The 24,030-nt window shown below is 76.6% G+C and carries 20 protein-coding genes; 9 read left to right on the forward strand and 11 right to left on the reverse strand.

The annotated features are described in order from the left end of the window. Window positions 1-8 precede the first annotated feature (8 nt). From IE287_RS26025 to IE287_RS26035, 3 genes are all read right to left on the reverse strand, one after another. Complete coding sequence (locus IE287_RS26025; protein WP_189851627.1) at window positions 9-860, reverse strand: alpha/beta hydrolase; 852 nt, start codon at window positions 858-860, stop codon at window positions 9-11. Window positions 861-977: 117 nt separating this feature from the next. After that, on the reverse strand, window positions 978-1,712 hold the full coding sequence (locus IE287_RS26030) for an ABC transporter ATP-binding protein (RefSeq protein ID WP_189851628.1): 735 nt from the start codon (window positions 1,710-1,712) through the stop codon (window positions 978-980). Between the two features lie 56 nt (window positions 1,713-1,768). Further along, complete coding sequence (locus tag IE287_RS26035; RefSeq protein WP_189851629.1) at window positions 1,769-3,232, reverse strand: ABC transporter permease; 1,464 nt, start codon at window positions 3,230-3,232, stop codon at window positions 1,769-1,771. 156 nt (window positions 3,233-3,388) lie between these two features. Between IE287_RS26035 and IE287_RS26040 the strand changes: the two genes are divergently transcribed. Beyond that, on the forward strand, window positions 3,389-3,781 hold the full coding sequence (locus IE287_RS26040) for a nuclear transport factor 2 family protein (RefSeq protein WP_189851630.1): 393 nt from the start codon (window positions 3,389-3,391) through the stop codon (window positions 3,779-3,781). 33 nt (window positions 3,782-3,814) lie between these two features. Here the strand turns inward: IE287_RS26040 and IE287_RS26045 are convergent, their stop codons facing one another. Next, the gene (locus tag IE287_RS26045) at window positions 3,815-4,510 is read right to left on the reverse strand and encodes a type 1 glutamine amidotransferase domain-containing protein (RefSeq protein WP_189851631.1); all 696 of its coding nucleotides are present in this window, start codon (window positions 4,508-4,510) and stop codon (window positions 3,815-3,817) included. 125 nt (window positions 4,511-4,635) lie between these two features. On the opposite strand from IE287_RS26045, the gene IE287_RS26050 reads away from it, so the two are divergent. Then, complete coding sequence (locus IE287_RS26050; RefSeq protein WP_229883748.1) at window positions 4,636-5,595, forward strand: LysR family transcriptional regulator; 960 nt, start codon at window positions 4,636-4,638, stop codon at window positions 5,593-5,595. Between the two features lie 12 nt (window positions 5,596-5,607). Here IE287_RS26050 and IE287_RS26055 read toward each other — a convergent pair whose 3' ends face one another. Together IE287_RS26055 and IE287_RS26060 are read right to left on the reverse strand one after the other, a co-directional pair. Continuing rightward, the gene (locus IE287_RS26055; protein ID WP_189851633.1) at window positions 5,608-6,651 is read right to left on the reverse strand and encodes a S66 family peptidase; all 1,044 of its coding nucleotides are present in this window, start codon (window positions 6,649-6,651) and stop codon (window positions 5,608-5,610) included. A 61-nt stretch (window positions 6,652-6,712) separates the two neighbouring features. Continuing rightward, window positions 6,713-7,921, reverse strand: a complete 1,209-nt coding sequence (locus tag IE287_RS26060; RefSeq protein ID WP_189851634.1) for an ROK family transcriptional regulator — start codon at window positions 7,919-7,921, stop codon at window positions 6,713-6,715. Between the two features lie 316 nt (window positions 7,922-8,237). Between IE287_RS26060 and IE287_RS26065 the strand changes: the two genes are divergently transcribed. Together IE287_RS26065 and IE287_RS26070 are read left to right on the forward strand one after the other, a co-directional pair. After that, window positions 8,238-8,879, forward strand: a complete 642-nt coding sequence (locus tag IE287_RS26065) for a phosphoribosylanthranilate isomerase (RefSeq protein WP_189851635.1) — start codon at window positions 8,238-8,240, stop codon at window positions 8,877-8,879. A gap of 50 nt (window positions 8,880-8,929) precedes the next feature. After that, window positions 8,930-9,142: a hypothetical protein gene (locus tag IE287_RS26070; protein WP_189851636.1), complete on the forward strand. Its 213-nt coding sequence runs from the start codon at window positions 8,930-8,932 to the stop codon at window positions 9,140-9,142. Between the two features lie 233 nt (window positions 9,143-9,375). Here the strand turns inward: IE287_RS26070 and IE287_RS26075 are convergent, their stop codons facing one another. Then, the gene (locus IE287_RS26075) at window positions 9,376-11,052 is read right to left on the reverse strand and encodes an FAD-dependent monooxygenase (protein WP_229883749.1); all 1,677 of its coding nucleotides are present in this window, start codon (window positions 11,050-11,052) and stop codon (window positions 9,376-9,378) included. Between the two features lie 275 nt (window positions 11,053-11,327). Continuing rightward, window positions 11,328-12,803 carry a xylulokinase gene (gene xylB, locus IE287_RS26080; RefSeq protein ID WP_189851638.1) on the reverse strand — a complete coding sequence of 492 codons (1,476 nt, stop codon included), beginning with the start codon at window positions 12,801-12,803 and terminating at the stop codon, window positions 11,328-11,330. A 140-nt stretch (window positions 12,804-12,943) separates the two neighbouring features. On the opposite strand from xylB, the gene xylA reads away from it, so the two are divergent. From xylA to IE287_RS26100, 4 genes are all read left to right on the forward strand, one after another. After that, a complete protein-coding gene (gene xylA / locus IE287_RS26085) occupies window positions 12,944-14,116 on the forward strand; it encodes a xylose isomerase (protein ID WP_189851639.1) in 1,173 nt (390 codons plus the stop codon). 261 nt (window positions 14,117-14,377) lie between these two features. After that, window positions 14,378-15,094, forward strand: a complete 717-nt coding sequence (locus IE287_RS26090; protein WP_189851640.1) for a (Fe-S)-binding protein — start codon at window positions 14,378-14,380, stop codon at window positions 15,092-15,094. Next, window positions 15,091-16,563: a LutB/LldF family L-lactate oxidation iron-sulfur protein gene (locus IE287_RS26095; protein WP_189851641.1), complete on the forward strand. Its 1,473-nt coding sequence runs from the start codon at window positions 15,091-15,093 to the stop codon at window positions 16,561-16,563. The genes IE287_RS26090 and IE287_RS26095 overlap by 4 nt, the downstream gene beginning before the upstream one ends. Then, a complete protein-coding gene (locus IE287_RS26100; protein WP_189851642.1) occupies window positions 16,560-17,264 on the forward strand; it encodes a LutC/YkgG family protein in 705 nt (234 codons plus the stop codon). Before IE287_RS26095 ends, IE287_RS26100 begins: the two co-directional genes overlap by 4 nt. A 189-nt stretch (window positions 17,265-17,453) precedes the next feature. Here IE287_RS26100 and IE287_RS26105 read toward each other — a convergent pair whose 3' ends face one another. Continuing rightward, complete coding sequence (locus IE287_RS26105; protein ID WP_189851643.1) at window positions 17,454-18,263, reverse strand: IclR family transcriptional regulator; 810 nt, start codon at window positions 18,261-18,263, stop codon at window positions 17,454-17,456. 496 nt (window positions 18,264-18,759) lie between these two features. On the opposite strand from IE287_RS26105, the gene IE287_RS26110 reads away from it, so the two are divergent. Beyond that, a complete protein-coding gene (locus IE287_RS26110; RefSeq protein WP_189851644.1) occupies window positions 18,760-19,791 on the forward strand; it encodes a LacI family DNA-binding transcriptional regulator in 1,032 nt (343 codons plus the stop codon). Here the strand turns inward: IE287_RS26110 and IE287_RS26115 are convergent. Both IE287_RS26115 and IE287_RS26120 read right to left on the reverse strand, forming a co-directional pair. Beyond that, window positions 19,781-22,012, reverse strand: coding sequence for a glycosyl hydrolase family 95 catalytic domain-containing protein (locus IE287_RS26115; RefSeq protein ID WP_189851645.1), 2,232 nt, complete (start codon window positions 22,010-22,012; stop codon window positions 19,781-19,783). The genes IE287_RS26110 and IE287_RS26115 overlap by 11 nt on opposite strands. Next, window positions 22,009-24,006: a beta-galactosidase gene (locus IE287_RS26120; RefSeq protein ID WP_189851646.1), complete on the reverse strand. Its 1,998-nt coding sequence runs from the start codon at window positions 24,004-24,006 to the stop codon at window positions 22,009-22,011. The genes IE287_RS26115 and IE287_RS26120 overlap by 4 nt, the downstream gene beginning before the upstream one ends. Window positions 24,007-24,030: the final 24 nt, after the last annotated feature.

The following is a 24,030-nucleotide window of genomic DNA, read 5'->3' on the forward strand; positions in this document are numbered from 1 at the left end:
GGGGCCGGTCAGCCGGTGACGCGGGCGATCCAGGCGGTGAGGTCGGCGACGACCTCCTCGCGGTTGGTCTCGTTGAGGACCTCGTGGCGGGCGCCCTCGTAGCGGTGGTAGGAGAGGTCGGTGAGGCCCGCCTCTCGGTAGCGGGAGACCAGCAGGTCGCTGTGGGCGAGGCGGCCGTTGAGCGGGTCGCGGTCGCCGACGAAGAGCGCGACGGGCAGGTCGGCGGGGATGCCGGCGGGGGCGGCGAGCCGCCCGGCGGCGCCGGCCATGTCGGCGAGCCCCTGGAGGTCGAGGCCGAAGCCGCAGAGCGGGTCGGCGAGGTAGGCGTCGACCTGCCGCTCGTCGCGGCTGAGCCAGTCGGCCTCGGTGCGGACGGGGGCGAAGGGGGCGTTGAAGGCGTCGAAGGGGCCGCCGCCGGTCGCCGGCGCCTCCGCGAGCGCGGTGATCAGGGCGTCCACCGCGGTGGTGCCGGAGAGGGCCACGCCGTCGACCAGTTCCGCGTGGTCGAGGAGGTACTGCTGGGCGGCGAACGAGCCCATGCTGTGGCCGAGCAGCACGACCGGGACGCCGGGGTGGCGTTCCCGGGCGGTGCGGGTGAGCGTCGCGAGGTCGCCGACGAGGAGGTTCCAGCCGTCGGCGCCGAGGTGGCCGGGGCCCGCGTGCATCGAGCGGCCGTGGCCGCGGTGGTCGGCGGCGTAGACGGCGTGTCCGCGGGCGGTGAGGTGGTCGGCCAGGGGCGCGTAGCGCAGGGCGTGTTCGCCCATGCCGTGGGCGATCTGCACGACGCCGCGGACGGGGCCCTCGGGGAGCCAGGTGTGGACGTGGACGCGGACGCCGTCCTGGGAGGTGAAGGTGAACATGGCGCGTTCCGGCTCCTCTGCCCGCTCGCTGATCGGTCACGCCACCGTACGCCGCGTTCGGCATTGCCGAACAAGGGTCCGGTGGCGTGATCCGCGTCTCAGGCGGACGGACCCGCCTCAGGCCTTCTCGGCGGGCTCCCCCGCGGGCTGCGCGGCGGGCCGCCGGACGGTCGCCCCAGGGTTCTCCGTCACCGTGACGCGGCCCCTGCGGAGGGTCGCCACCCGCGGGGCCCGGCGGGCCAGGGCGCTGTCGTGGGTGACCATCACGAAGGTCAGGCCGTGCTCCCGCCAGAGCCCTTCGAGCAGCTCGACGATCTCGTCGCGGGTCGACTCGTCGAGGTTGCCGGTCGGCTCGTCGGCGAGCAGCACCTGCGGCCGCTTGACCAGCGCGCGGGCGATGGCGACGCGCTGCTGCTGGCCGCCGGAGAGCTCGGACGGGAGGTGGCCGAGGCGCTCGCCGAGGCCGACGGACTCCAGCGCCTCGGCGGCCCGGCGGCGGCGCTCGGCCGCCTTGGCGCCGAGCGGGACGAGCGCGGTCTCCACGTTCTCCTGGGCGGTGAGCGTGGGGATGAGGTTGAAGCTCTGGAAGACGAAGCCGATGTACCGGCTGCGCACGGCCGTGAGCCGGCCCTCGGAGAGCCGGGTCAGGTCGGTGCCGTCGAGGAGCACGCTGCCGGCGGTGGGGCGGTCGAGGCCGCCGAGCATCTGGAGCAGGGTGGACTTGCCGCCGCCGGTCGGGCCCTGGATGACGAGGCGGTCGCCCTGGGCGATCCTCAGGTCGACGCCGGCGAGGGCGTCGACCCTCTCCTGGCCGCGCCGGTACTCCTTGGTGACGCCGGTGAGTTCGTACATGGTGTGACTCCTGGGGTGCGGGAGGGACTCCTGCGGTACGGGGAAGGACGGGGCGGCTACTCGACGCGGCGCAGCGCGTCGGCGGGGCGCAGCCGGGAGGCGCGCCAGGCGCCGAAGGCTCCGGCGACGAGGCCGCCGACGAGGGCGAGGAGGACGGCGAGTCCGACGGTGGCGAGGCTGACCGGGGCGGTGAGCGCGATGTCGACGCTGCGGCCGGCGGCGGAGCGCGCCGCGCCGGGGCCGCCGCCGAATCCCATGCCGCCGCGGCCGGCGAACCCGCCGGTGGCGGCGCCGAGTTCGGCGGTGAGGGTGGGGCTGACGGCCGTGACGGCGTAGGCGCCGGCGAGGCCGACGGCGATGCCGAGGGCGCCGCCGATGACGCCGTTGACGAGGGCCTCGCCGACGACCTGGCGGGTGACGCGGCCGCTCTTCCAGCCGAGCGCCTTGAGGGTGCCGAACTCGCGGACGCGGCGGCTGACGGCGGAGGAGGTGAGCAGTCCGGCGACGAGGACGGCGGCGAGGAGGACCGCGTACGAGAGCCACCGGCCGACGCTGGAGGCGAGGCCGGCGGCGGTGTCGAGGGAGCCGGAGACGGTCCGGGCCAGGTCGGCGGAGGTGGTGACGGTGGTGCCGGCGACGTTCTCCTGGATGGCGGCCTTGACCGCGTCGATCCGCGTCGAGTCGGTGGCCTTGACGTAGACGGTGGTGACCTTGCCGGCCGAACCGGAGAGGGTCTGCGCCTGCTTCAGCGGGAGGTAGACCTGGGCGGTGGGCTGGCCGCTGTCGGCGGTGGCGATGCCGACGATCTCGAAGGCGACGCCCTTGACCTTCAGTTCGCCGCCGACGGCCAGGTCCTGCTGCTGGGCGTAGGCGCTGTCGACCACGACGACCTTCGCGTCGGTCTCGGTGGTCCCGAAGGTGCGGCCCCGGGAGATGGTGGAGGTGGTGAGGGGGCCGAGGTCGGGGCTGGTGACGTCGGTGCCGTAGAGGGTGAAGGAGTCGACGTCGAAGCTGGCGCCGCCGCCGGTGACGGTGTCGCCGGGACCGCCGGAGCCACCCGGCCCGGATCCCCGGCCCTGCGCCTGGCCCTCGCCGCGCTGGATCTCGCCGCGCCGGAACTCGCCGTTGATCTTCAGGTTGACGAGGCTGAGGCCGCCCACCGCGCGGTCGACGCCGGCCTGCTCCGCGACGGTGGCGACGGTGGAGTCGGCGAGGGTCTGGAAGCCCTGGACCATGAGCCGGTCGCCGCTCTGCTCCTCGCCGTCCTCGCCGCCCCGGAACTCGAAGCGGGGCCGCGTCGGCTGCGCCCCCTCGGCGGGCCGCTCCTGGGCCTTGGTCACCGTGAGGTCCGTGCCGAGTCCGTAGAGGGATTCGAGGACCTTGCCCTGGGCCTGCTTCATGCCGGCGGAGACCGAGGTCACGACGATGACCAGCGCGATGCCGAGCGCCAGGCCGGAGGCGACGACGAACGCCGCCTTTCTGCGGCGGCGCAGTTCGCGCCGGAGGTAGGTGAAGAACATGGCGCGAACGTAGGGCCGCCGCGTGAGGCCGGGATAAGGCCCGCGTGAGAGCCGGATGAGAGGGGAGGGGAGGGCCCTGGACAAGCCCGGACCCGCACCCTACTCTCCAGTACACCTATTCAACTCATTGAATATGTCGTGAGCCGTGGAGGTCCCGTGCACCCCTTCCGTACCGCCGTCGAGAAGCGCGACCCGGACGCCGTCGAGGCGCTCCTCGCCGAGGACGTCGTCTTCACCAGCCCGGTCGCCTTCAAGCCGTACGCCGGCAGGGCCATGACCGCCGCCATCCTCCGCGGGGTCCTGCGCGTCCTGGAGGACTTCACCTACGTCCGCGAGATCGCGGACCCGGGCGGGCGCGACCACGCCCTCGTCTTCACCGCCGTCGTCGACGGCAAGCGGATCCAGGGCTGCGACTTCCTCCACTTCGACGAGGACGGGCTGATCGACGACTTCACCGTCATGGTCCGCCCGCTCTCGGCCGCGCAGGCCCTCGCCGCCGCGATGGGCGCCCAGTTCGACCGGATCGCCCGGGAGGCGGCGGAGTCCTGACCGGGCGTCCGCCGGACTCCGCCCGGGCCTTCGTCAGCCCAGGGCCTTCAGTACCTCGGCCGCGAGGGGCGCGGAGGAGGCCGGGTTCTGACCGGTCACCAGGTTCCGGTCGACCACGACGTTCGGCACCCACGGCGCACCCGCCCGGACGTCGACCCCGGCCTCGCGGAGCCGGGTCTCCAGCAGCCACTTCGCCTTGCCGGCGAAGCCCGCCTGGGTCTCCTCCTCGTCGGTGAAGGCGGCGACCCGGTAGCCGGCGAAGGCGTTGCCGCCGTCCTCGCGCACCGCGGCGAGCAGCGCGGCGGGCCCGTGGCAGACGACGGCCAGCGGCCTGCCGGAGTCGAGGGCGGCGACGAGCAGGCGCCCGGAGTCGGCGTTCACGGCGAGGTCCTCCATGGGGCCGTGGCCGCCGGGGTAGAAGACCGCGTCGTACGCGTCCGGGTCGACGTCCTCCAGACGGAGCGGCGTCCGCAGCTCCGCGAAGGAGTCGAGGACGGAGGCCACCCGGGCGGCCCCCTCGGGACCGCCGTTGGCCTCGGGGGCGAGGCTGCCCCGGTCGACGGTGGGGACGACGCCTCCGGGGGTGGCGACGACGACCTCGTGCCCGGCGGCGGTGAACGCCTCGTAGGGGGCGGCGGCCTCCTCGGCCCAGTAGCCGGTGGGGTGCTCGGTGCCGTCGGCCAGGGTCCAGCGGTCGGCGCCGGTCAGCACGAAAAGGATCTTCGACATGGGTCTGCGGGGCCTCTCGGTCGGGGATGCGGTGTCGTCCCGGCCCCTCGGAAGGGGACCGTCCGGGACGGCGATGGGTCGACCGTAGGCTCCTCGACCCGGGGGAATCCAATAGGCTCGGGCCCGTGGACGATAGGAATTCCGATGGGACGCCGGGAATACCGGCGGGGACCGGAGCGGGCTCGGGACCACCGGACCTGAACCAGCTGCGGACCTTCCTCGCCGTGTACCGGGCCGGGGCCTTCACCGCGGGCGCCCGGACCCTCGGCCTGTCGCAGCCGACGGTGACCGCGCAGATCCGGGCGCTGGAGGGCCGGCTCGGCCGGGAGCTGTTCGAGCGGCTGCCGCGCGGGGCGGCCCCGACGCCCTTCGCCGACGACCTGGCCGCGCGGATCACGGCCCCGCTGGACGCGCTGGGCGCCGCCGCGGGCCCGCCCGCCGGCGAGGACGCGCCCGCGGAACCGGTCCGGCTGGCCGGCCCCGCCGAATACCTGACCCACACCGTGCTGCCGGCGCTGGCGCCGCTGGTGGAGCGGGGGGTGCGGCTGCGGATCGCGTTCGGGCTCACCGACGGCCTCCTCGACGAGCTGCGGGCCGGCCGGCACGACCTGGTGGTGTCGACGGTGCGGCCCCGGGGCCGCAGCCTCGCCTGGCTGCCCCTCTCCGACGAGGAGTTCGTCCTGGTCGGCGCGCCGGTCTGGGCGCGCCGGCTCGGCGGACGGATCGCCTCCGAGGGGCCCGGCGCGCTGCGGGACGTGCCGCTCGTCGCGTACGCCGAGGACCTGCCGATCCTGCGCCGGTACTGGCGCCACGTCTTCGGGCGGCGCCTGACGGCCGTGCCCGCGGTGACCGTGCCGGACCTGCGGGCGGTACGGGCGGCGGTGGCGGGCGGCGCCGGCGTGAGCGTGCTCCCCCGCTACCTGTGCGAGGCGGAGCTGGCCTCGGGCGCGCTCGTCCCGCTGCACCTGCCGGAGGACCCGCCGATCAACACGGGCTTCCTGGTGCGGCGCCCGGGCGCCCCGGCCCACCCGCACGTGGCGCTGGTCGGGGACCGGCTGGCGCGCCGCGCGCGGGAGGCCGGGTAGCGGCGCCCGGCCTCAGTAGGTGACGGTGATCCGCCGGGCGGGCCCGTCGACGCGGACGGTCCCGCCGTACGGGATCACCACCTGCGGGTCGGTGTGCCCGAGGTCCACGTCGAGGACGGCCAGCGTGTCGGGGGCGTAGGCGTCGAGGGCGCGCAGCACGGCGGCCCGCTGCGCCTCGCGGTAGGCGGCGCGGGCGGCCGCGTCGTTCGGGGCGTCGAAGGACCAGGCGCGGGCCCGCCCCATGAGGAGGGCGGGGAAGCGCCGGAGGAGGCCCCGTTCCCCCATGGCCCGCAGGATCCGGAACACCTCGTCGGCGGAGGGCAGCAGCTCGGAGGTCTCCAGGAACAGCACCCCGCCCTCGTACGCCTCGGGCCGGGCGATCTCCCCGCCGGCCATGAGGAGCTGGGCGACGGTCTCCAGGCAGCCGCCCCACGAACGGCCCTCGACGACCCGGTCGGCGCGGTGCCAGTGCCAGGGCCCGGCGGGCTCCATCACGGGCGCGGAGTCGAAGGTGCGGGGGTCCTCCCAGGGCCGCTCGACGTCGTTGGTCTCGGTCGGGGCCGGGAGTTCGTAGGGGCCGGAGCCGAAGAGCGCGGCGCGGACGGAGGCGTCGGTGACCGGGTGGACGGCGCCGGGACGCCCGAACTGGGTCATCACCGAGGCCCCGTGGTAGGCGACCAGGCCGAGGTTCCACAGCCGCATCAGCAGGTTGGTGTTGTCGCTGAAGCCGAAGAACGGCTTGGGGTTGGCCCGGATCAGGGCGTCGTCGAGGTGCGGGAGGAGGGTGATCTGGTCGTCGCCGCCGATGCTCGCGACGATCGCCGCGACCGTGGGATCGGCGAAGGCCGCGTGCAGGTCGGCGGCCCGGTCCCGCGCGGACGCGCCGAGCCTGCGCGTGGTCGGGTACTCGACCGGCACGAGCCCGTACTCCTCCGTCAGGCGGCGCAGCCCCAGGTCGAAGGGGAGCGGCAGCACCTCGGGCAGTCCGGCGGCGGGCGACAGCACGGCGACCCGGTCGCCGGGGCGCGGCTTGGGGGGAAGGACGATCTCGGGCATGCCCGCACCCTAGTCGGGGCGGCGCCGCGTCCACCCGCCCTTTTCTCCGGCCGGGGCCGCCTCAGGAGGTGGGCGCGGGGGTGTGCGCGAGCGGGTCGGCGAGGACGTCCTGGAGGACGAGGGCGGCGGCGCCGCGGGCCGCGTCGGTGGCGGGCGAGGCGGCCCGCAGCCGGGGGGCGTCGGCGGGCCAGAGCCCGGAGACGACCCGTTCGGCGAGTTCGGCGGTGACGGCCGGGGCCAGCCAGGGCATCAGACGGGGGTAGATGCCGCCGAGGACGACGGCCTCGGGGTCGAGCAGGTTGACCGCGCCCGAGAGGGCGCGGCCGAGCATGCGGCCGGCCTCGGCGAGGGCCGCGAGCGCGCGCGGGTCCTCGCGGGAGGCGCGGGCGGCGAGTTCGTCCACGTCTCCGGCGCCCGCGGCGTCCAGCAGCGCCGCCTGTCCGGCGTACTGCTCCAGGCAGCCGCGCGAGCCGCAGCGGCAGCGCGGGCCCTCCGCGTCGACGACGAGGTGTCCGATCTCGCCGGCGAACCCGTGGGCGCCGCGCAGGAGTTCGCCGTGGACGACGACGGCGCCGCCGACGCCGGTCTCGCCGGTGAGGTGGAGGAAGGTGCGGGGGGTGCCGGGGGTGCCGAAGCGGAGCTCGGCCAGGGCCGCCATGTTGGCCTCGTTGTCGGAGGCGACGGGGAGCCGGGGCGCGGCGGGACGGAGGGCGGCGAGGGCCTCGCCGAAGAGGTGCTCGGCGGGGGTGTCGTGCCAGCCGAGGTTCGGGGCCTGGCGCACGGTGCCGCCGGAGACCAGGCCCGGCAGGGCGAGGGCGGCGCCGGCCGGGCTCAGGCCGAGGGCCCCGGCCTCGGCGAGTGCCTCGGCGGCGATCCCGGCGGCCCGGTCGAGGACGTCGGAGGCGTCGGCGCGGTTGTCGAGGCGTACGGTGCGGCGGATCCGGTCGGTGCCGGTGAGGTCCACGAGGCAGACGGCGACGTAGGCGACGTTGATCTCGACGCCGAGCCCCGCGGGGCCGGTGACGGCCGGCTTGAGGACGGTGCCGGGGCGGCCCGCCTGGCCGCTGAAGGTCTTGCCCGACTCGACCAGGAACCCGAGGTCGAGGAGCTGCTCCACGAGCGAGGAGACGGCGGGCCGGGTGAGGCCGACCCGGGCGGCGACGGCGGCCCGGGTGGTCTCGCCGGCGTCGTGGACGGTCCTGAGGACGAGACTCAGGTTGTGCCGGCGCACGCCCGACTTGTCGGCCTTGGGTTCCGTGGGCTGGTTCATGGTGAGCGAGAGCCTAGTCGTCCCTTTCGCTCGAACAGAAATGCCAGGTCGGTGCGGACGCGGGAGTCCGGGACGGTGTGCGGCGACGGGCCGCGGGCGGGGGCCCGGCGCGGGCCGGCGGGGCACCGCGAGGGCCGGCCGGGGCCTGGCGCGGCTGTGGCACGGCCCCTGCGGGGCCGGTGGGACCGGCACGCCCCGCGGGGCGCCGTCCCGGGCCGGCGCGGTCGGGGCCCCCGGCGGACCGGTGGCGGATCGACGGCGTCGGGCGGGGTCAGTAGGCTCGGCGGCGCCGGGACCGGAGCAGAGGAGCGACAGAGTGTTCGTCAAGGTGTGCGGGCTCGCCACGACCGCCGACATCGACGTGGCCGCCGAGGCGGGCGCGGACTCGATCGGCCTGGTGATCAGCGGGACCAGCGTCCGGGGCCTCGGCAGGGACCGCGTCCCGGTGCTCGTCGCGCACGTGCCGGACGGCGTGGTCTCGGTGCTCGTCGTCAACGACACGCCCGCCGACGAGGCCGCCCGGATCGCCGCGGACCTGGGCTTCGACGCCCTCCAGCTGCACGGCCGGGCCTACGGGCGCCCGGAGTTCGAGGCCGCCGCCGGGATCTTCCCGCGCCTGTGGCGGGCGACCGCGCTCGCCGACGGGCCCGACACGCGCGTCGGCGCGCTCGGCGAGGAGGTCCTGCTGCTCGACTCGCCGAAGGCGGGCTCGGGCTCGCGCTGGGACCTCTCGCTCCTGGACGCCGCCCGCCCCGAGGGCCGCTGGCTCCTCGCGGGCGGCCTCGCCCCCGGGAACGTCGCCGGGGCGATCGCCGCCGCCCGCCCCTGGGGCGTCGACGTCTCCAGCGGCGTCGAGTCCGCGCCCGGCGTGAAGGACCACGGTCTGGTCCGCGCCTTCGTCACCGCTGCGAAGACCGCGCCGCCCGTTCAACCCTTCGACGCCTCCGCACGTCCGTAGGGGTGGAGCGCGGCGGACCGCCGGGCGGGACGGGAAACGAGGGGGCCGTGATGGTGGAGGAACTGGCGGAGGCCGTGGTGCGGGCGGCCGGCGTGGCGGCGCGGGGCGTGGCCGCGATGCTGTCGGTCCCGGAGACCTACGCGGCGGCGGCGGAGTTCGCCGCCGGGGCGGAGCGCCCCCGCGAGCGGCGGGACGGCGCCGACGGGACGGCGGAGCGGGACGGACGGGGCGGGCAGGGCCGGAAGGACGCCCCCGCGGCCTAGGGCCTGTCTGACCATGGGCGTCGGATCAGGCCGGGTCGTTCGCTGCGTGCGATCGGCGTGCGGCCGGGGCGCCCTCGGTCGGGGTCTCCCCTGCTCGAGCGAAGCCGAGAGCTCGGGGAAGGAGCTACTCGGGCGTTTCGGCCGTGCGGCATGGGGGCACCTCCCGTGCCCGAAGGGCTACGGGGGAGTGCGTGCCGGGCGGGCCGGACCCGACGGGAAGGGTCGGACAGGCCCTAGGCCGCGCCGCCGGGGGCGGCGAAGACGCGGGCCAGGTGCGCGGCCAGGCGGGCCGGGTCCGGGTCGGCCAGGCGGGCGCCCAGGTAGCCGTCGGGGCGGACCACGAAGGCGGTGGGGCGGGTTCCGTCGACCGCGTAGCGCACGGCGAACTCGCCGCCGGCGTCCCGGTGCTCGGGGATCGGACCGGTGCCGGACGGCGCGTCCGGCGGGAGGACCGCGCAGACGTCGACGCGGCCGCCGGTGGCGCGCCAGGCCGTCGCGGCCAGCTCGTCGCGTCCGGCGGCGGCACCGGAGCCGTACCCCGTCCCGTGCAGGAGGAGGACGGTGGGGCGGTCGCGGAGGACGTCGTGGAGGCGGACGGGGTAGGCGGCGATGGGGCCGGTGAGACCGCCGCAGTCGGGGGCGCGGTCGCCCGGTCCGGGCCCCGGGCCGCCGTCGGGCGGGTCGACGACGGGGCTGCCGCGGTAGCCGACGAGCAGTTGGGCCTCGCGGAGCATCAGGGTCGCGGGGTCCTCCGGGTCCGCCTGCACGCCGCCCGCGGCGGCGTGCCGCACGGTGCGGCCGACGACCTCCTCGCCGACCGGGCGGCGCTCGGCGTCGTAGCTGGCGAGCAGGGCGGGCGAGGCGGCGCCCGCGACGGCGAGGGCGAGCTTCCAGGCGAGGTTGCAGGCGTCCTGGATGCCGGTGTTCATGCCCTGGGCGCCGGTCGGCGGGTGGATGTGGGCCGCGTCCCCGGCGACGAACACCCGGCCGTCGCCGTAGCGGTCGACGATGCGGTGGCTGATCCGGAAGACCGAGGCCCAGCGGAGCGCCGAGGCCGTGGTGCGCCGGGGCGCGAGGCGGTCCAGGACGGCCTGGATGTCGGCGAGGCCGGGCGCCCGGGTGGCGTCGAGGCCGTGCGCGACGGCGGCGCCGGGCGTCCGCTCCCCGGCGGAGAGCTCCGGCGGGACCCGCATCGACATGCGGTAGCGGCGGCGGCCGGGGAGCGGGATGCAGACGAGGACGTCGTCGACGGCGCCGGTCTCGTCGAGGCGCACCGAGCGCAGGCCGTACCCCTCGGGCAGGTCCCAGTCGACCTCCACGTCGCCGAGCATGTACTCCTCGGGGAAGGCCCCGCCCTCGAAGGCGAGCCCGAGGCCCTTGCGGACGGTGCTGTGGGCGCCGTCGCACCCCACCAGGTAGCCGGTGCGCAGCTCCTCACCGGCGCCGTCGGCGCCGGTGAGGCGGACGGTGACGCCGTCCGGGTCCTGCTCGAACGCGTCGAGGACGGTGCCGCGTTCGATCCGGGTGCCGTGGCGGGCCAGGGCCTCCTCCAGCAGCCGCTCGGTCTCGTACTGGGGCAGGGCGGCGAAGCCGTACGGCACCTCGGGGGGCAGCACGAGGTCGTGGCGGCCCCGCTCGACGCCGTCGACGTAGACGTACTGGCCGCGCATCGGCACCGCCGCCTCCAGCGCGGCGCGCACGACGCCCATCCGGTCCCAGACCTCCAGGGTCCGGGGCTGCACGCCGACGGCCTTGGCGTACGGGAGCCGTTCCGGCAGCCGGTCCACGATGCGGCAGGAGACGTCCTGGCGCCGCAGCTCCAGGGCGGCGGTGAGTCCCACGGGACCGGCTCCGACGACGAGCACCGCCGTGCCGTCCGCGTCCCCGGCGGGTCCGCTGGTCTGTGCCACGGCGCCTCCTGGGCGTGCGGCCCCCGAACGGGTCGTTCCGTCCCCATGGTCGCGCGGGCTCCGGTGCGCCCGCCAGTCGGCGGCCGCGCCGGCGGCCGGGAAGCGGGAGGGCGGGCCCGCCGCGCCGACTGCCGGGGAGCAGGAGGACAGGCCCGCCGCGCCGGCGGCCGGAGGCCCGGCGAGCAGACCCGCCACGGCGCCCGGGGAGCAGGAGAACGGACCCGCCACGGCGCCCGGAGAACAGGAGCGGACCCGCCGCATCGGCGGCCGGGGCGTCAGGTGAGCAGGCCCGCCGCGGCGGCCGTCAGCACCTCCTCGACGCGCTGCCGGGTCCCGTCGTCGCGGGGCACCGGCGGGAGGGTCTCCCCCGCTCCCGTGCCCCAGGCCGCCGCGAGGGCCACCGGGTCCTCTCCGGTCACCGCGCCCGCGGCGAGGGCGGCGGCGCCGAGGGCGACGAGCTCCCCGGCGGCGGGGACGACGAGGGGGCGGCCGGAGAGCCGGCGGACGGTCTCCGTCCAGGTCCGGCCGCGCGCGCCGCCGCCGATCAGGCGCAGCGGCCGGTCCCGCACGGCCGGGTCCGCGGGGTCGAGGCCGCAGGCGGCGAGGAGGCCGTCGAGGGCGCGCAGCAGGGTGAAGGCGGCGCCCTCGTAGGCGGCGCCGAGGACCGCGCGGGGGTCCGTGGTGTGGCGCAGGCCGGTGACGAGGCCGGAGGCGGCGGGGAGGTCGGGGGTGCGCTCGCCGTCCAGGTACGGCAGGACGACCGTGCCGCCGCCGGGCAGGGCGTCCTCGCGGTCGAGGCCGAGGAGGGCGGCGAAGCGGTCGACGGCGAGGGTGCAGTTGAGGGTGCAGCCGAGGGGCAGGTGGGTGCCGTCGGTGGCGGCGAAGCCGGCCAGGGCGGGGTCGGCGGGGCGGGCGCGGGTGGCGGCGAAGACGGTGCCCGAGGTGCCGAGACTGACGACCGGGTGGTCGAGCAGGCCGGCGGCGCCGAGCCCGAGGCCGACGGCGGCGGCCATGTTGTCGCCGGTGCCGGCGGCGACCGCGACCGTGCGGGGCAGCCCCAGGGCCTCGGCGGCGGCCCCGGTCAGGCTGCCGGCGCGGGTGGCGCCGGTGGGGGCCACGGCGGGCAGCCGGTCCGGGTCGAGGCCGAGGAGGTCGAGGAGGCCGGGGTCGTAGGCGCGGTCGGCGGTGGACCACCAGCCGGTGCCGGAGGCGTCGCCGGGGTCGGTGACGGCCTCGCCGCAGAGCCGTTCGGTGAGCAGGTCGTGCGGGAGGCGGACGGCGGCGGCGGCCTCGGCGTGGTGGGGTTCGCGCTCGCGGAGCCACTGCCACTTGGCGGCGGTCGTGGAGGCGACGGGGACCGAGCCGGTGCGGTCGAGCCAGGCCTTCGGGCCGAGGCGGTCGGCGAGGGCGGCGGCCTGGGGGGCGGAGCGGGTGTCGTTCCAGAGGAGGGCGGGCCGCAGCGGGCGGTGGTCGGCGCCGAGCGCGACGAGGCCGTGCTGCTGTCCGGCGACGGCGATGCCGGTGACGGTCTCCGGGGTCGCGCCGGCGTCGCGCACCGCCGCGCGGACGGCGGCGACCAGGGCGGTCCACCACTGCTCGGGATCGCTCTCGCGGGCTCCGCCGGTGCCGGTGACGGTGTGCGGGGCGCGGCCGAGGCCGAGGACCTCGCCGGTCGCGGCGTCGACGGCGACGGCCTTGGCGGACTGCGTGGAGCTGTCCACGCCGATCACGACGGAGCGGCTGACGGGCACGCCCTCACCTCATTCTCTTCTCCGCGGCCCCGTGGGGTGTTCTCCGTTCCGCGGCTTCGCGGGGTCTGGCGCCGCCGGGCATCGGTGGCGTATTAGTTATCTCAGAAAACAAATCCCGCCGCCAGAAGAAGGACCCACCCATGTCCGAGCGTTTCTCCCCCACCCCCGAGGACCGTTTCACCTTCGGCCTGTGGACCGTCGGCTGGCAGGGCCGCGACCCCTTCGGCGACGCGACCCGCCCCGCCCTCGACCCCGTCGAGTCGGTCGAGCGGCTGGCCGGCCTCGGGGCGTACGGCGTGACCTTCCACGACGACGACCTGATCCCCTTCGGCGCTCCGGAGGCGGAGCGCGAGGCCACCGTGAAGCGCTTCCGGGACGCCCTCGACCGCACCGGCCTGAAGGTGCCGATGGCCACCACCAACCTCTTCACCCACCCGGTCTTCAAGGACGGCGCCTTCACCGCCAACGACCGGGACGTGCGCCGCTTCGCGCTGCGCAAGACGATCCGCAACATCGACCTGGCCGTCGAACTCGGCGCGCGGGTGTACGTCGCCTGGGGCGGGCGCGAGGGCGCCGAGTCCGGCGCGGCGAAGGACGTGCGGGTCGCCCTGGACCGGATGAAGGAGGCCTTCGACCTCCTCGGCCAGTACGTCACCGAGCAGGGGTACGACCTCCGGTTCGCGATCGAGCCCAAGCCGAACGAGCCGCGCGGCGACATCCTGCTCCCCACGGTCGGCCACGCCCTCGCCTTCATCGAGCGCCTGGAACGGCCCGAACTGGTGGGCGTGAACCCGGAGACGGGGCACGAGCAGATGGCCGGGCTCAACTTCCCGCACGGCATCGCGCAGGCGCTGTGGGCGGGCAAGCTCTTCCACATCGACCTCAACGGGCAGTCCGGCATCAAGTACGACCAGGACTTCCGCTTCGGCGCGGGCGACCTGCGCCAGGCGTTCTGGCTGGTGGACCTGCTGGAGTCGGCCGGCTACGCCGGTCCCCGCCACTTCGACTTCAAGCCGGTGCGCACCGACGGCTTCGACGGCGTCTGGGAGTCGGCGAGGAACTGCATGCGGAACTACCTGGTCCTCAAGGAGCGGGCGGCCGGCTTCCGCGCCGACGCCGAGGTGCGGGAGGCGCTCGCCGCCTCCCGGCTGCCCGAACTGGCCGTGCCCACCGCCGCCGAGGGCCTGGCCGAGCTGCTGGCCGACCCGACCGCGTACGAGTCCTTCGACGCGGACGCCGCCGCGGCGCGCTCGATGGCCTTCGAGCGCCTGGACCAGCTGGCCCTGGAGCACCTGCTCGGCGTCCGGCGCTGATCCGGGGCCCCGGGGACACGGGGCCGGCCCGGGCCTCGGGGCCCGGGCTTCCGGTCGCGGGCTTCCGGTCGCGGCCGCGAGGCCCGGGCCGGGGCTTCGGGCCCGGGCCGCGGGCCGCACCGGCCCGGACCCGCTCCCCCGCGGGTCCGTGCGTCGGCCGGTCGCCCGGGCCCGGCTCCTGCGACACTACGAACCGCGGGGCGACGGTGCCGTCCGGGACCGGGCCGCCGCCCGAACCGGACCGTCCCCGAGGAAGTGCTGATGCGCGTCGCGCTCTTCGTCACCTGCGTCAACGACGCGGTGTTCCCGGCGACCGGGGTGGCCACGGTCAGGCTGCTCGAACGGCTGGGGGTGGAGGTGGACTTCCCGGCGGCGCAGACCTGCTGCGGACAGCCCCCGTTCAACACCGGCTACCGCCGGGAGACCGCGCCGCTGGTCCGGCGCACGGTCGGCGCCTTCGAGGGGTACGACCACGTCGTCGTCCCCTCGGGGTCGTGCGCGGCGATGGTCCGCCACCACTACCCGGCCTTCGGCCCGGACGCGGCGGCGCTCGGGCCGCGGACGTACGAGCTGACCGAGTTCCTGGTGGACGTGCTGGGGGTGACGGACGTGGGCGCGTACTTCCCGCACACGGTCACCTACCACCCGTCCTGCCACGGACTGCGGATGCTCGGGCTCGGGGCGCGCCCGCGCCGGCTCCTGGAGTCCGTGAAGGGGCTCGAACTGCGGGAGCTGCCGGGGGCGGAGGAGTGCTGCGGCTTCGGCGGCACCTTCGCCGTGAAGAACCCGGACGTGTCGGCGGCGATGGGCGCGGACAAGGTGGCGAACGCGGTGGCGACCGGCGCCGAGGTGCTGTGCGGCGCGGACAACTCGTGCCTGCTGCACGTGGGCGGCATGCTGAGCCGGCGGGGGGTGCCGCTGCGGGCGGTGCACCTGGCGGAGGTCCTGGCGAGCACGGAAGAGGAGCCCTGGCGGTGAGCGGAGTCTTCGTCGGCATGCCGGCCTTCCCGGAGGCCGCGCGCGAGGCGGTGCGGGACGGGCGGCTGCGGGCCAACCTGCGGCACGCCACGCACACGATCCGCGACAAGCGGGCGCGGGCGGTGGCCGAGCTGGCCGACTGGGCGGAGCTGCGCGAGGCGGGGAAGCGGATCAAGGACCGGACGCTCCGTCACCTCGACACGCATCTGATCCGGTTGGAGGAGGCGGTGACGGCGGCGGGCGGCACGGTGCACTGGGCGGCGGACGCGGCCGAGGCCAACCGGATCGTCACCGAACTGGTGAAGGCCACCGGCGAGACCGAGGTCGTCAAGGTCAAGTCGATGGCCACCCAGGAGATCGGCCTCAACGACCACCTGGAGACCGAAGGCATCCGCGCCTACGAGACCGACCTCGCGGAACTGATCGTGCAGCTCGGCGAGGACCGGCCCTCGCACATCCTCGTCCCCGCCATCCACCGCAACCGCGCCGAGATCCGCGACATCTTCCGCACCCAGATGGGATGTTGGGGCCGCCCCGCACCGGACGGCCTGTCCGACTCCCCCGCCGAACTGGCCGAGGCCGCCCGCCTCCACCTCCGCGAGAAGTTCCTCCGCGCCAAGGTCGGCATCTCCGGCGCGAACTTCATGGTCGCCGAGACCGGCACCCTCGTCGTCGTCGAGTCCGAGGGCAACGGCCGCATGTGCCTCACCCTGCCCGAGACCCTCATCTCCGTCGTCGGCATCGAGAAGGTCGTGCCCACCTGGCGGGACCTGGAAGTCTTCCTCCAGACCCTCCCCCGCTCCTCCACCGCCGAGCGGATGAACCCGTACACGAGCATGTGGACGGGGACGACGGACGACGACGGGCCGCAGGCCTTCCACCTCGTCCTCCTCGACAACGGCCGCACCGACGCCCTCGCCGACGAGGTCGGCCGGCAGGCCCTGCGCTGCATCCGCTGCTCCGCCTGCCTCAACGTCTGCCCCGTGTACGAGCGGGCCGGCGGGCACGCCTACGGCTCCGTCTACCCCGGCCCCATCGGCGCCATCCTCACCCCCCAACTGCGCGGCACCACCAGCGAGGTCGACGCCTCCCTCCCCTACGCCTCCTCCCTCTGCGGCGCCTGCTACGACGTCTGCCCCGTCGCCATCGACATCCCCGAAGTCCTCGTCCACCTCCGCGAGAAGGTCGCCGACCGGGGCGGGAAGGGACACCGCCTGGAGAAGGCCGCGATCAAGGCCGCCGGGTGGGTCCTCGACCATCCCGCCGCCCTCGCCGCCGGCGAACGCCTCGCCTCGAAGACCCGCACACTGCACCCGAGGAAGCTCCCCGGGCCGGGAGTCGGTCCGTGGACGGAGAGCCGCGACCTGCCCGAACTGCCCGCCGAGCCCTTCCGCGACTGGTGGAGGAGGAACCGCGGCAAGAACCGCCCGGAGCCCCGCCCCGAGGACCGCACCGGAGACCGCCCGTGAGCCAGACCTCCCGCGACCGGATCCTCGCCCGGATCCGGTCCGCCGTCGCGACCGCACCCGAGGCGCCCGAGGTGCCCCGGACGTACCTGACCCGGCACGTCCCGGACGGCCCGGACGCGGTCCTCGACCTGCTGCACGAGAACCTGGCCGACTACCGGGCCCACGTCCACCGCACCGACCCGGCCGGGCTGCCGGGGCTGATCGCCCGGCTGCTCGACGAGCGGGGCGCGCGGAGCGTCGTCGTGCCCCCGGGGCTGCCGGAGGCCTGGCTGGCGGAGTGCGGCGCCGGGCGGGTGGCCGACGGGCCCGGGCTCACCCCGGCGGTGCTGGACTCCGTGGACGCGGTGGTGACCGGCTGCGCGCTGGCGGTCGCGGAGACCGGGACGCTGGTGCTCGACGGCGGTCCGGGGCAGGGGCGGCGCGCCCTCACCCTCGTACCGGACCTGCACGTGTGTGTCGTACGGGCTCCGGAGCAGGTGGTGGCCTCGGTGCCGGAGGCGCTGCCCCGGCTGGACCCGCTGCGGGCGCTGACCTGGATCTCGGGCCCGTCGGCGACGAGCGACATCGAACTGGACCGGGTGGAGGGCGTCCACGGCCCCCGCACCCTGGAGGTGGTCCTGGTGCGGGGCGCCCGGACCGTGTCCGGCGGACCGGCGACGGACCGGGAGGCGACGGACCGGGAGGCGACGGACCGGCGATGAGCCGTCCGCGGGGACGGGCGGGCGGTGCGGGTGGCCGGGGGTGGGCTCGGGCGGAGGCGCTCGACGCCGCCGGGGGCGTCGAGCGGGCCGGTGCCGGCGGCGGGATGGCTCGCCCCCCGCTGAGACCGCGCGTGACGACGGGCCGGGCCCCGGGGGTCCGGCCCTTCCCGTCCCGGGGACCCCGGCGGGTCAGCGGACCGGGCCCCGGTGGCCCAGGCGGGCGGAGAGCTCGCCGGCACCCCGGACGGCGAGGGCGGTGAGCTCGCCCTCCCGGGCCTCGTCCCAGCGGATGACGGGGACGGAGACGGAGAGCGCGGCGACGACGCGGCCCGAGCGGTCGCGGACGGGCGCGGCGACGCAGCAGACGTCCGGGTGGGACTCGCGCCGCTCGACGGCGACGCCGAGGGCGGCGATCCCGTCGAGGGCGGCGCGCAGCGCGTCCGGGTCGGTGACGCTCCACGGGGTCATGCCGATCAGCCGTCGTCCGTCGGCGAGTTCGCCGGGCAGCCCGTCGAGGAGTTCGCCGAGGAGCCCGTCGCGCTCGTCGGCGGGGAGCCCGGCGAGGAGCATCTTGCCGGCCGCCGTGCAGTGGGCGGGCAGCCGCCGGCCGGCCGCCGCCACCATGCGGACGGCGTGGGTGGAGTCCACCGTGGCGACGTGGATGACGTGGGCGTCCTCCAGGAGGGCGACCCGCACGGTCTCGCCGCAGGCCGCGGCGGTCCCGCGGGCGACCTCGCGGCCCTCCGCGGCGAGGTCGAGCCGCTCGGCGTACCGGCTGCCGAGCTGGTAGGTGCGCACCCCGAGCCGGTAGCGGCCGGGCCGTTCCGGCACGGCGACGAGGTAGTGGCGGGCGGCGAGGGTGGAGACCAGCTCGTGGGTCGTGGTGCGGGGCAGCCCGAGCCTGCGGGTGATCTCGGGTGCGGAGAGCGTGCCGTCGCCCTGGAGGAAGAGCTCCAGGATGTCGAACGCCCTGGTCACCGCCGGTACGAGTCGCCCCATGTCGCCCGCCTCCCCCTCGTGCCGTTCGACCTGTCGGACGGCGGCCGGTATCGCGCACGAAGACTAACCGGGCACCGGGGGCCGGGCAACGGCCCCCGTGCGAAGGGCTCCTGACGGCGGGCTCCCGACGGCCGCGGCCCGCCCTCCCCGCCGTGGAAGCGGAGCCGGCGCGCCCCGGCTCCGGCTCCGACCCGGGCCCGGCTCCGCCCCGGCCCCCGCCCCTTGCTCCGCACCCGCCTCCGACTCCGCACCCGCCCTCGGCTCCGCTCTCGACTCCGACTCCGCACCCGACTCCGGCTCCGGCTCCGGCTCCGGCTCCGGCTCCGGCTCCGGTTCGGCGAGCACGTCGTCGAAGCGCTTCGATTTCCTGTCGTCCCCACTCTGGACACTCCCCCTCCCCCGCGTTACGGTCTCGCTGGGTCGCCTGGAACGATCACCCGACCGTCTCCGTCGAAGCGATTCACTTCCGTCACAGTCCTGCCCACGGGGAGATCGGATGGTCACGCTGGCCGAGGTCGCCCGGCACGCCGGGGTGTCGGCCAGCACGGTGAGCTACGTCCTCAGCGGCAAGCGGCCCATCTCCGACCCCACCCGGCGGCGGGTCCGCGCCAGCATCGACCAGCTCGGCTACCAGCCGCACGCCGGTGCCCGCGCGCTCGCCAGCAGCCGGTCGCGGATCATCGCGCTGATGGTGCCGCTGCGCACCGACATGTACGTGCCGGTGATGCTGGAGATCGCGGTCGCCGTCGCCACCACCGCCCGGACGCACGGCTACGACGTGCTGCTCCTCACCGGCGAGGAGGGCCCCTCGGCGCTCCGCCGGGTCACCGGCAGCGGGCTCGCCGAGGCCGTGATCCTGATGGACGTGCAGCTCGACGACGGGCGGCTGCCGCTGCTGCGGGGGGCCGCGCCGCCCGCCGTCCTCGTCGGGCTCCCCGCCGACCCGGCCGGACTGAACTGCGTGGACCTGGACTTCGCCGCGGCCGGGGCGCTCTGCGTCGACCACCTGGCCGGGCTCGGACACCGGGAGATCGCCGTCGTCGGCGGCTCCCCCGGCGTGTACGCCCGGCACACCGGCTTCGCCGAGCGGACCCTCGGCGGCCTGCGCGAGCGGGCCGGGCGCCGGGGCGTCGGGCTGCTGCACCGCCCGTGCGACGGCAGTCACGACGCCGTCGCCGGGGTGCTCGCCCGGATCCTCGACGAGCGCCCGGCGGTCAGCGCCTTCGTGGTGCAGAACGAGACGGCCGTCGAACCGCTGCTCGCGCTGCTGCGGCGGACCGGACGGGCGGTCCCGGAGGACGTGTCGGTGGTCGCGGTCTGCCCGGAGGCGGTGGCCGAGCGGGCGTCGGTGCCGCTCACCTCGGTGGCGATCCCCGCCCAGGAGCTGGGCCGGCGGGCGGTGGAGCGGCTGTTCGCCCGGCTGACCGGCGCGGACGGGCCGGACGCGGCCGGGGTGGAGCTGCTCGCCCCGGTGCTGACCGTGCGGGCCAGCTCGGGTCCGCCGCAGGGACGGGCGCTCACGGGCTGACGAGCCTGTGCTCCGCCCCCGCCCGCAGCGCCAGCCGCCGCCGTCCGCCGGGGGCGCACAGCTCGACCTCGGCGTCCCGGGAGGGACGGAGTACGGCCCGGTACTCCCCCGGAGCCCAGTCGAGGTCGACGCGGGCGCCGAAGCGGGTCCGCACCCCGGTGAGCCGGCCGCGGGCGCACAGTCCGGGCGGCGGGGCGGGCAGCAGCACCAGCCGGCCGGGGGTGGAGCGGACCAGCGCCTCGACGAGGAGCGCGGGCAGGGCGTGGGCGGCGTCCGCGTTGTAGACGTTGCGCTCCGGATAGTGCGCGCTCATGAGGGAGGCGTGGAAGTAGTCGCCGCCGAGGACCCTGCGGAGGGCGTCGCCGGTGCGCCGGGCGTCGCCGAGCCGGGCGGCGACGAGCCCCTGGTGGAGGTGGCCGTGGGCCGAGTCGTTCTCGCTGCCGCGCAGTTCGAGGGCGCGCGCGGCGGCCCGGGCCAGGGCGGGGGTGTCGTACGGGGTGATCTCGTCGAGCGGCCAGACGGGGTAGAGGTGGCTGAGGTGCCGGTGGTCGTAGCGGTCGCCGAGGCCGGGCCAGGCCCACTCGGCGAGGGCGCCGTCCTCGTTGACGCGGTGGGGCGGCAGGCGGTCGGCGAGGGCCCGGAGCCGGGCGGCGCGGTCGGCGGGGGCGCGGTCGGCGGCGGCGGTCAGGGCGTGCCGGGCGGCGGAGAGGTCCATGGTGGCGTTGACCGCACCCGGGCCGCCGCCGCGCGGGCGGTTCTCCGGCGAGTAGGAGGGGACGACCGCGAGATGGCCGTCGGGCCCGGTGCGGGTGAGGAAGTCCTCGTAGAAGTCGGCGAGTTCGTCCAGGAGGCCGGTGAGCCAGGGGTCGCGGCGGCCGTCGGCCTCGTCGGCCTCCAGGAGCGGGAGGAGGAGCCAGTCGGCGGCGGCGGTCCAGAGGTGGAGGGGGTACGCGCGGTCGAAGTGGTACGTGTGGCCGCTCTCCCCGTCGGTGTGGGCGGGGGCCGTGATGCCGCGGGTCCCGAAGACCGCCCGGGCGTTGGCGCGCCAGTCGGCCGTCTGGCCCCGGATCAGGGCGCGGTGGGCCTCGGTGACCTCGGGCAGGCCGGCGGCGACGGCGGAGGCGGTCTGGAGGGCGAGGTTGGCGTCGGTGGTGAAGCCGCCGGCCCAGGCGGTGTCCCAGTCCCCGGTCCACAGTCCGCACAGGCGGGGCGGGTAGAGGCCGGACGAGGAGAGCAGGTGGTAGCGGCCCGCGGCGAAGAGGCGTTCGAGGAGGGCGGGTCCGGCGGGGCGGGCGAGCAGCGCGGAGCCGGACAGGGCCCGTTCGGCGGGGTCGGCGGCGAGGTCGAGGGCCGTCCGGCGGTAGGCGGCGCCGTGGAGTTCCGCGTGCCGCCCGAGGAGCCGGCGGTACGCGGCGGCGGGGCCGTCCTCCCCGGCGAGGGCGCGGAGGGCGGCGGCCTCGCCGGCGGGGTCGAGGGGGCCGTCGTGGCGGCGGACCCGGGTGAGCAGGAGGAGCCGGCCGGCGCCCTCGACGCGGACGCCCCGGTCGGTGAGCGCGGTCCGGCCGGTGTCGGCGACGACGAGGGTGACGCCGGTGTAGCCGAGCGTCGAGCCGGGGTAGCCGGCGCGCAGGGTGAGGAGGGTCTCGCCGTGCGCGGTGGCGACGCCGCGTCCGACGGCGAGGCCGGGCGGGACGCCGTCGAGGCGGTGGTCGAGCTCGACGCGGACGCGTGCGCCGGGCCCCGTCACGTACTGGACGAGCAGGTCGTCGGCGCGCGAGGCGAGGACCCTGCTGACGCGGTCGCCGGCGGTGGAGGTGACGACTCCGGTGGTGAAGTCGACCTCGCGCCGGGCGCCGGGGGCGTGTTCCGGGGTCTCGTCGCGGACGCGGGTGAGGAAGCCGGGGTGGAAGGACTGGATCCAGCGCAGCGGGCGTCCGTCGGTGAAGGTCTCGGCCGCCGCGAGGTCGCCGGAGAGCAGCGCGTCCTGGAGGGCGCCGAGCCGGTCGGCGAGGCGCGGCGGGTCGGTGTCGCCGGGCCGGTGGTGGGGGCGGACGAGGGTGTGGTGGGTGACGATCACCCGGTCGTCCACCGGGTCTCCGTACACCAGGGCCCCGTGCCGGCCGTTGCCGGTGAGGAAGGCGTCCTCCCAGCGGGTGGCGGGCGCGGGTTCCCACGTGCCGTGCACGGGGGTGCGCGGGGGCACGGGGACGGGTGCGCTCATGGGTGCTCCTCCAGGACGGCGGCGCCGAAGCGGTCGAGGGTGAGGGTGTCGTCGACGGTGGTGCCGGTGAGCAGGTCGCGGTGGCGGCCGGGGACGCGGACGGTGACCGGGTCGCGGCCGTGGTGGAGCAGGAAGAGCAGGTCGCCGCGGCGGACGGCCTCGACGCCGTCGGGGAGTCCGGCGAGGACGGGGCGGACGCCCGCCTCGTGCGCGGCCTCGGTGAGCAGGGCGCGCAGGGCGGCGGGTTCGGGGAGGGTGGAGAGGTAGCGGGTGCGGCCGTGGCGGAGGACGGCGGGCCTGCCGTCGAGGGGGCCGCCCCGGTGGGAGGCGAGGACCTCGGTGCCGGGGGCGGTGACCAGCTCCTCCGTCCACAGGCCGCCCCGGAAGGTGCCGCAGTCGGTGGACTCGTCCGCGGCGAGGGGCCACCACTCGTCGATCCGCTCGATGCCGAGGAGGGCGCGGAGCCGGGCGTCCGTGCCGCCGGGGCGGACCCGGTCGTCGGGGTCGGCGACGCCGGTGAAGAAGCCGCAGACGAGGTGGCCGCCGCCCGCCACGTACCGCTCCAGGGCCGTGATCGACCGGTCGTCGAGGAGGTAGAGGTGCGGGAGGACGACGAGGGGGTGCGCCGCCAGGTCGTGGTGGGGGTGGGCGAGGGTGACGGGGAGGCCGGCCTCCCAGAGGGCGCGGTGCCAGGCCCGGACGAGTTCGCCCTGGTCGAGGCGGTCGGAGAGGGCGCCCTCGTGGCGGCCGGCCCACCAGGAGTCCCAGTCGTGGAGGACGGCGATGCCGCCGCCGGGGACGCGGCTGCCGGCGACGCGGGGTCCGAGGCGGGCGAGGTCGGCGCCGACGCGGACGGTCTCGCGGTAGGCGCGGCCGTGCTCCCCGCTGTGGCCGATCATGCCGGAGTGGAACTTCTCGGCGCCCTGCCGGGAGGGGCGCCACTGGAAGTAGTGGACGGCGTCGGCGCCCCGGGCGACGGCCTGGAGGGCCCAGAGCCGGTTGAGCCCCTCGGGCTTGGGGCGGTTGACGGGGCGCCAGTTGACGGCGCCGGCGGCCTGCTCCATGACCATCCAGGGGCCGCCGCCCGCCTCGGCGCGGGTGAGGTCGGCGACCAGGGCGTTCTCGTGGGCTCCGGTGCGGGGGTCGGCCGGGTCCGGGTAGACGTCGACGGAGACGACGTCCTCCTCTGCGGCCCAGGCCCAGCCGTCCTGCCCCTGCCAGAACGGCATGAAGTTGGTGGTGACCGGCAGGTGGGGGGTGTGTCGGCGCACGATGTCGCGCTCGGCGCGGTAGCACTCCAGGAGGAGGTCCGAGGTGAAGCGGCGGAAGTCGAGGACGTGGCCGGGGTTGCGCAGGTAGTGGGCGCGGCGGGGCGGCAGGACCTCGTCCCAGTCGGCGTACCGCTGGCCCCAGAAGTCGGTGCCCCAGGCGGTGTTGAGGGCGTCGAGGGTGCCGTGGCGGGTGCGGAGCCAGGTGCGGAAGGCGCGGGCGGCCTCGTCGCCCCAGTCGTGGGTGCAGTACTCGTTGTTGATGTGCCACATGACGAGCGCGGGGTGGGCGGCGTACCGGGCGGCGAGGGCGTCGGTGATGGCGGCGGCGTGGGTGCGGTAGGCCTCGCTGGCGGGGGCGAAGTGCTGCCGGGAGCCCCACCATTCGGTGCGGCCGTCCTCGTCGCGGGGGAGGGTCTCGGGGTGGCGGTGGCCGAGCCAGGGCGGCGGGGAGGCGGTGGGGGTGGCGAGGACGACGCCGACGCCGTGCGCGTGGGCGAGGTCCATGAGCCGGTCGAGCCAGCCGAACTCGCGCGCGCCCGGCTCGGGTTCGAGCCGGGCCCAGGAGAAGACGCCGAGGGTGACGGTGGTGACCCCGGCCCGTCGCATCAGCCGCAGGTCCTCGGCCCAGGTCTCCTCCGGCCACTGCTCGGGGTTCCAGTCGCCGCCGTAGAGGATGCGGGCGGGGCGGCCGGGCGGCCGGGTGAGGTCGTCGAGACGGGGCATGGGGCCTTCCTTGAGGGGGTGGGG

The organism is Streptomyces omiyaensis (assembly GCF_014650895.1).
Classification (GTDB): Bacteria; Actinomycetota; Actinomycetes; order Streptomycetales; family Streptomycetaceae; genus Streptomyces; species Streptomyces omiyaensis.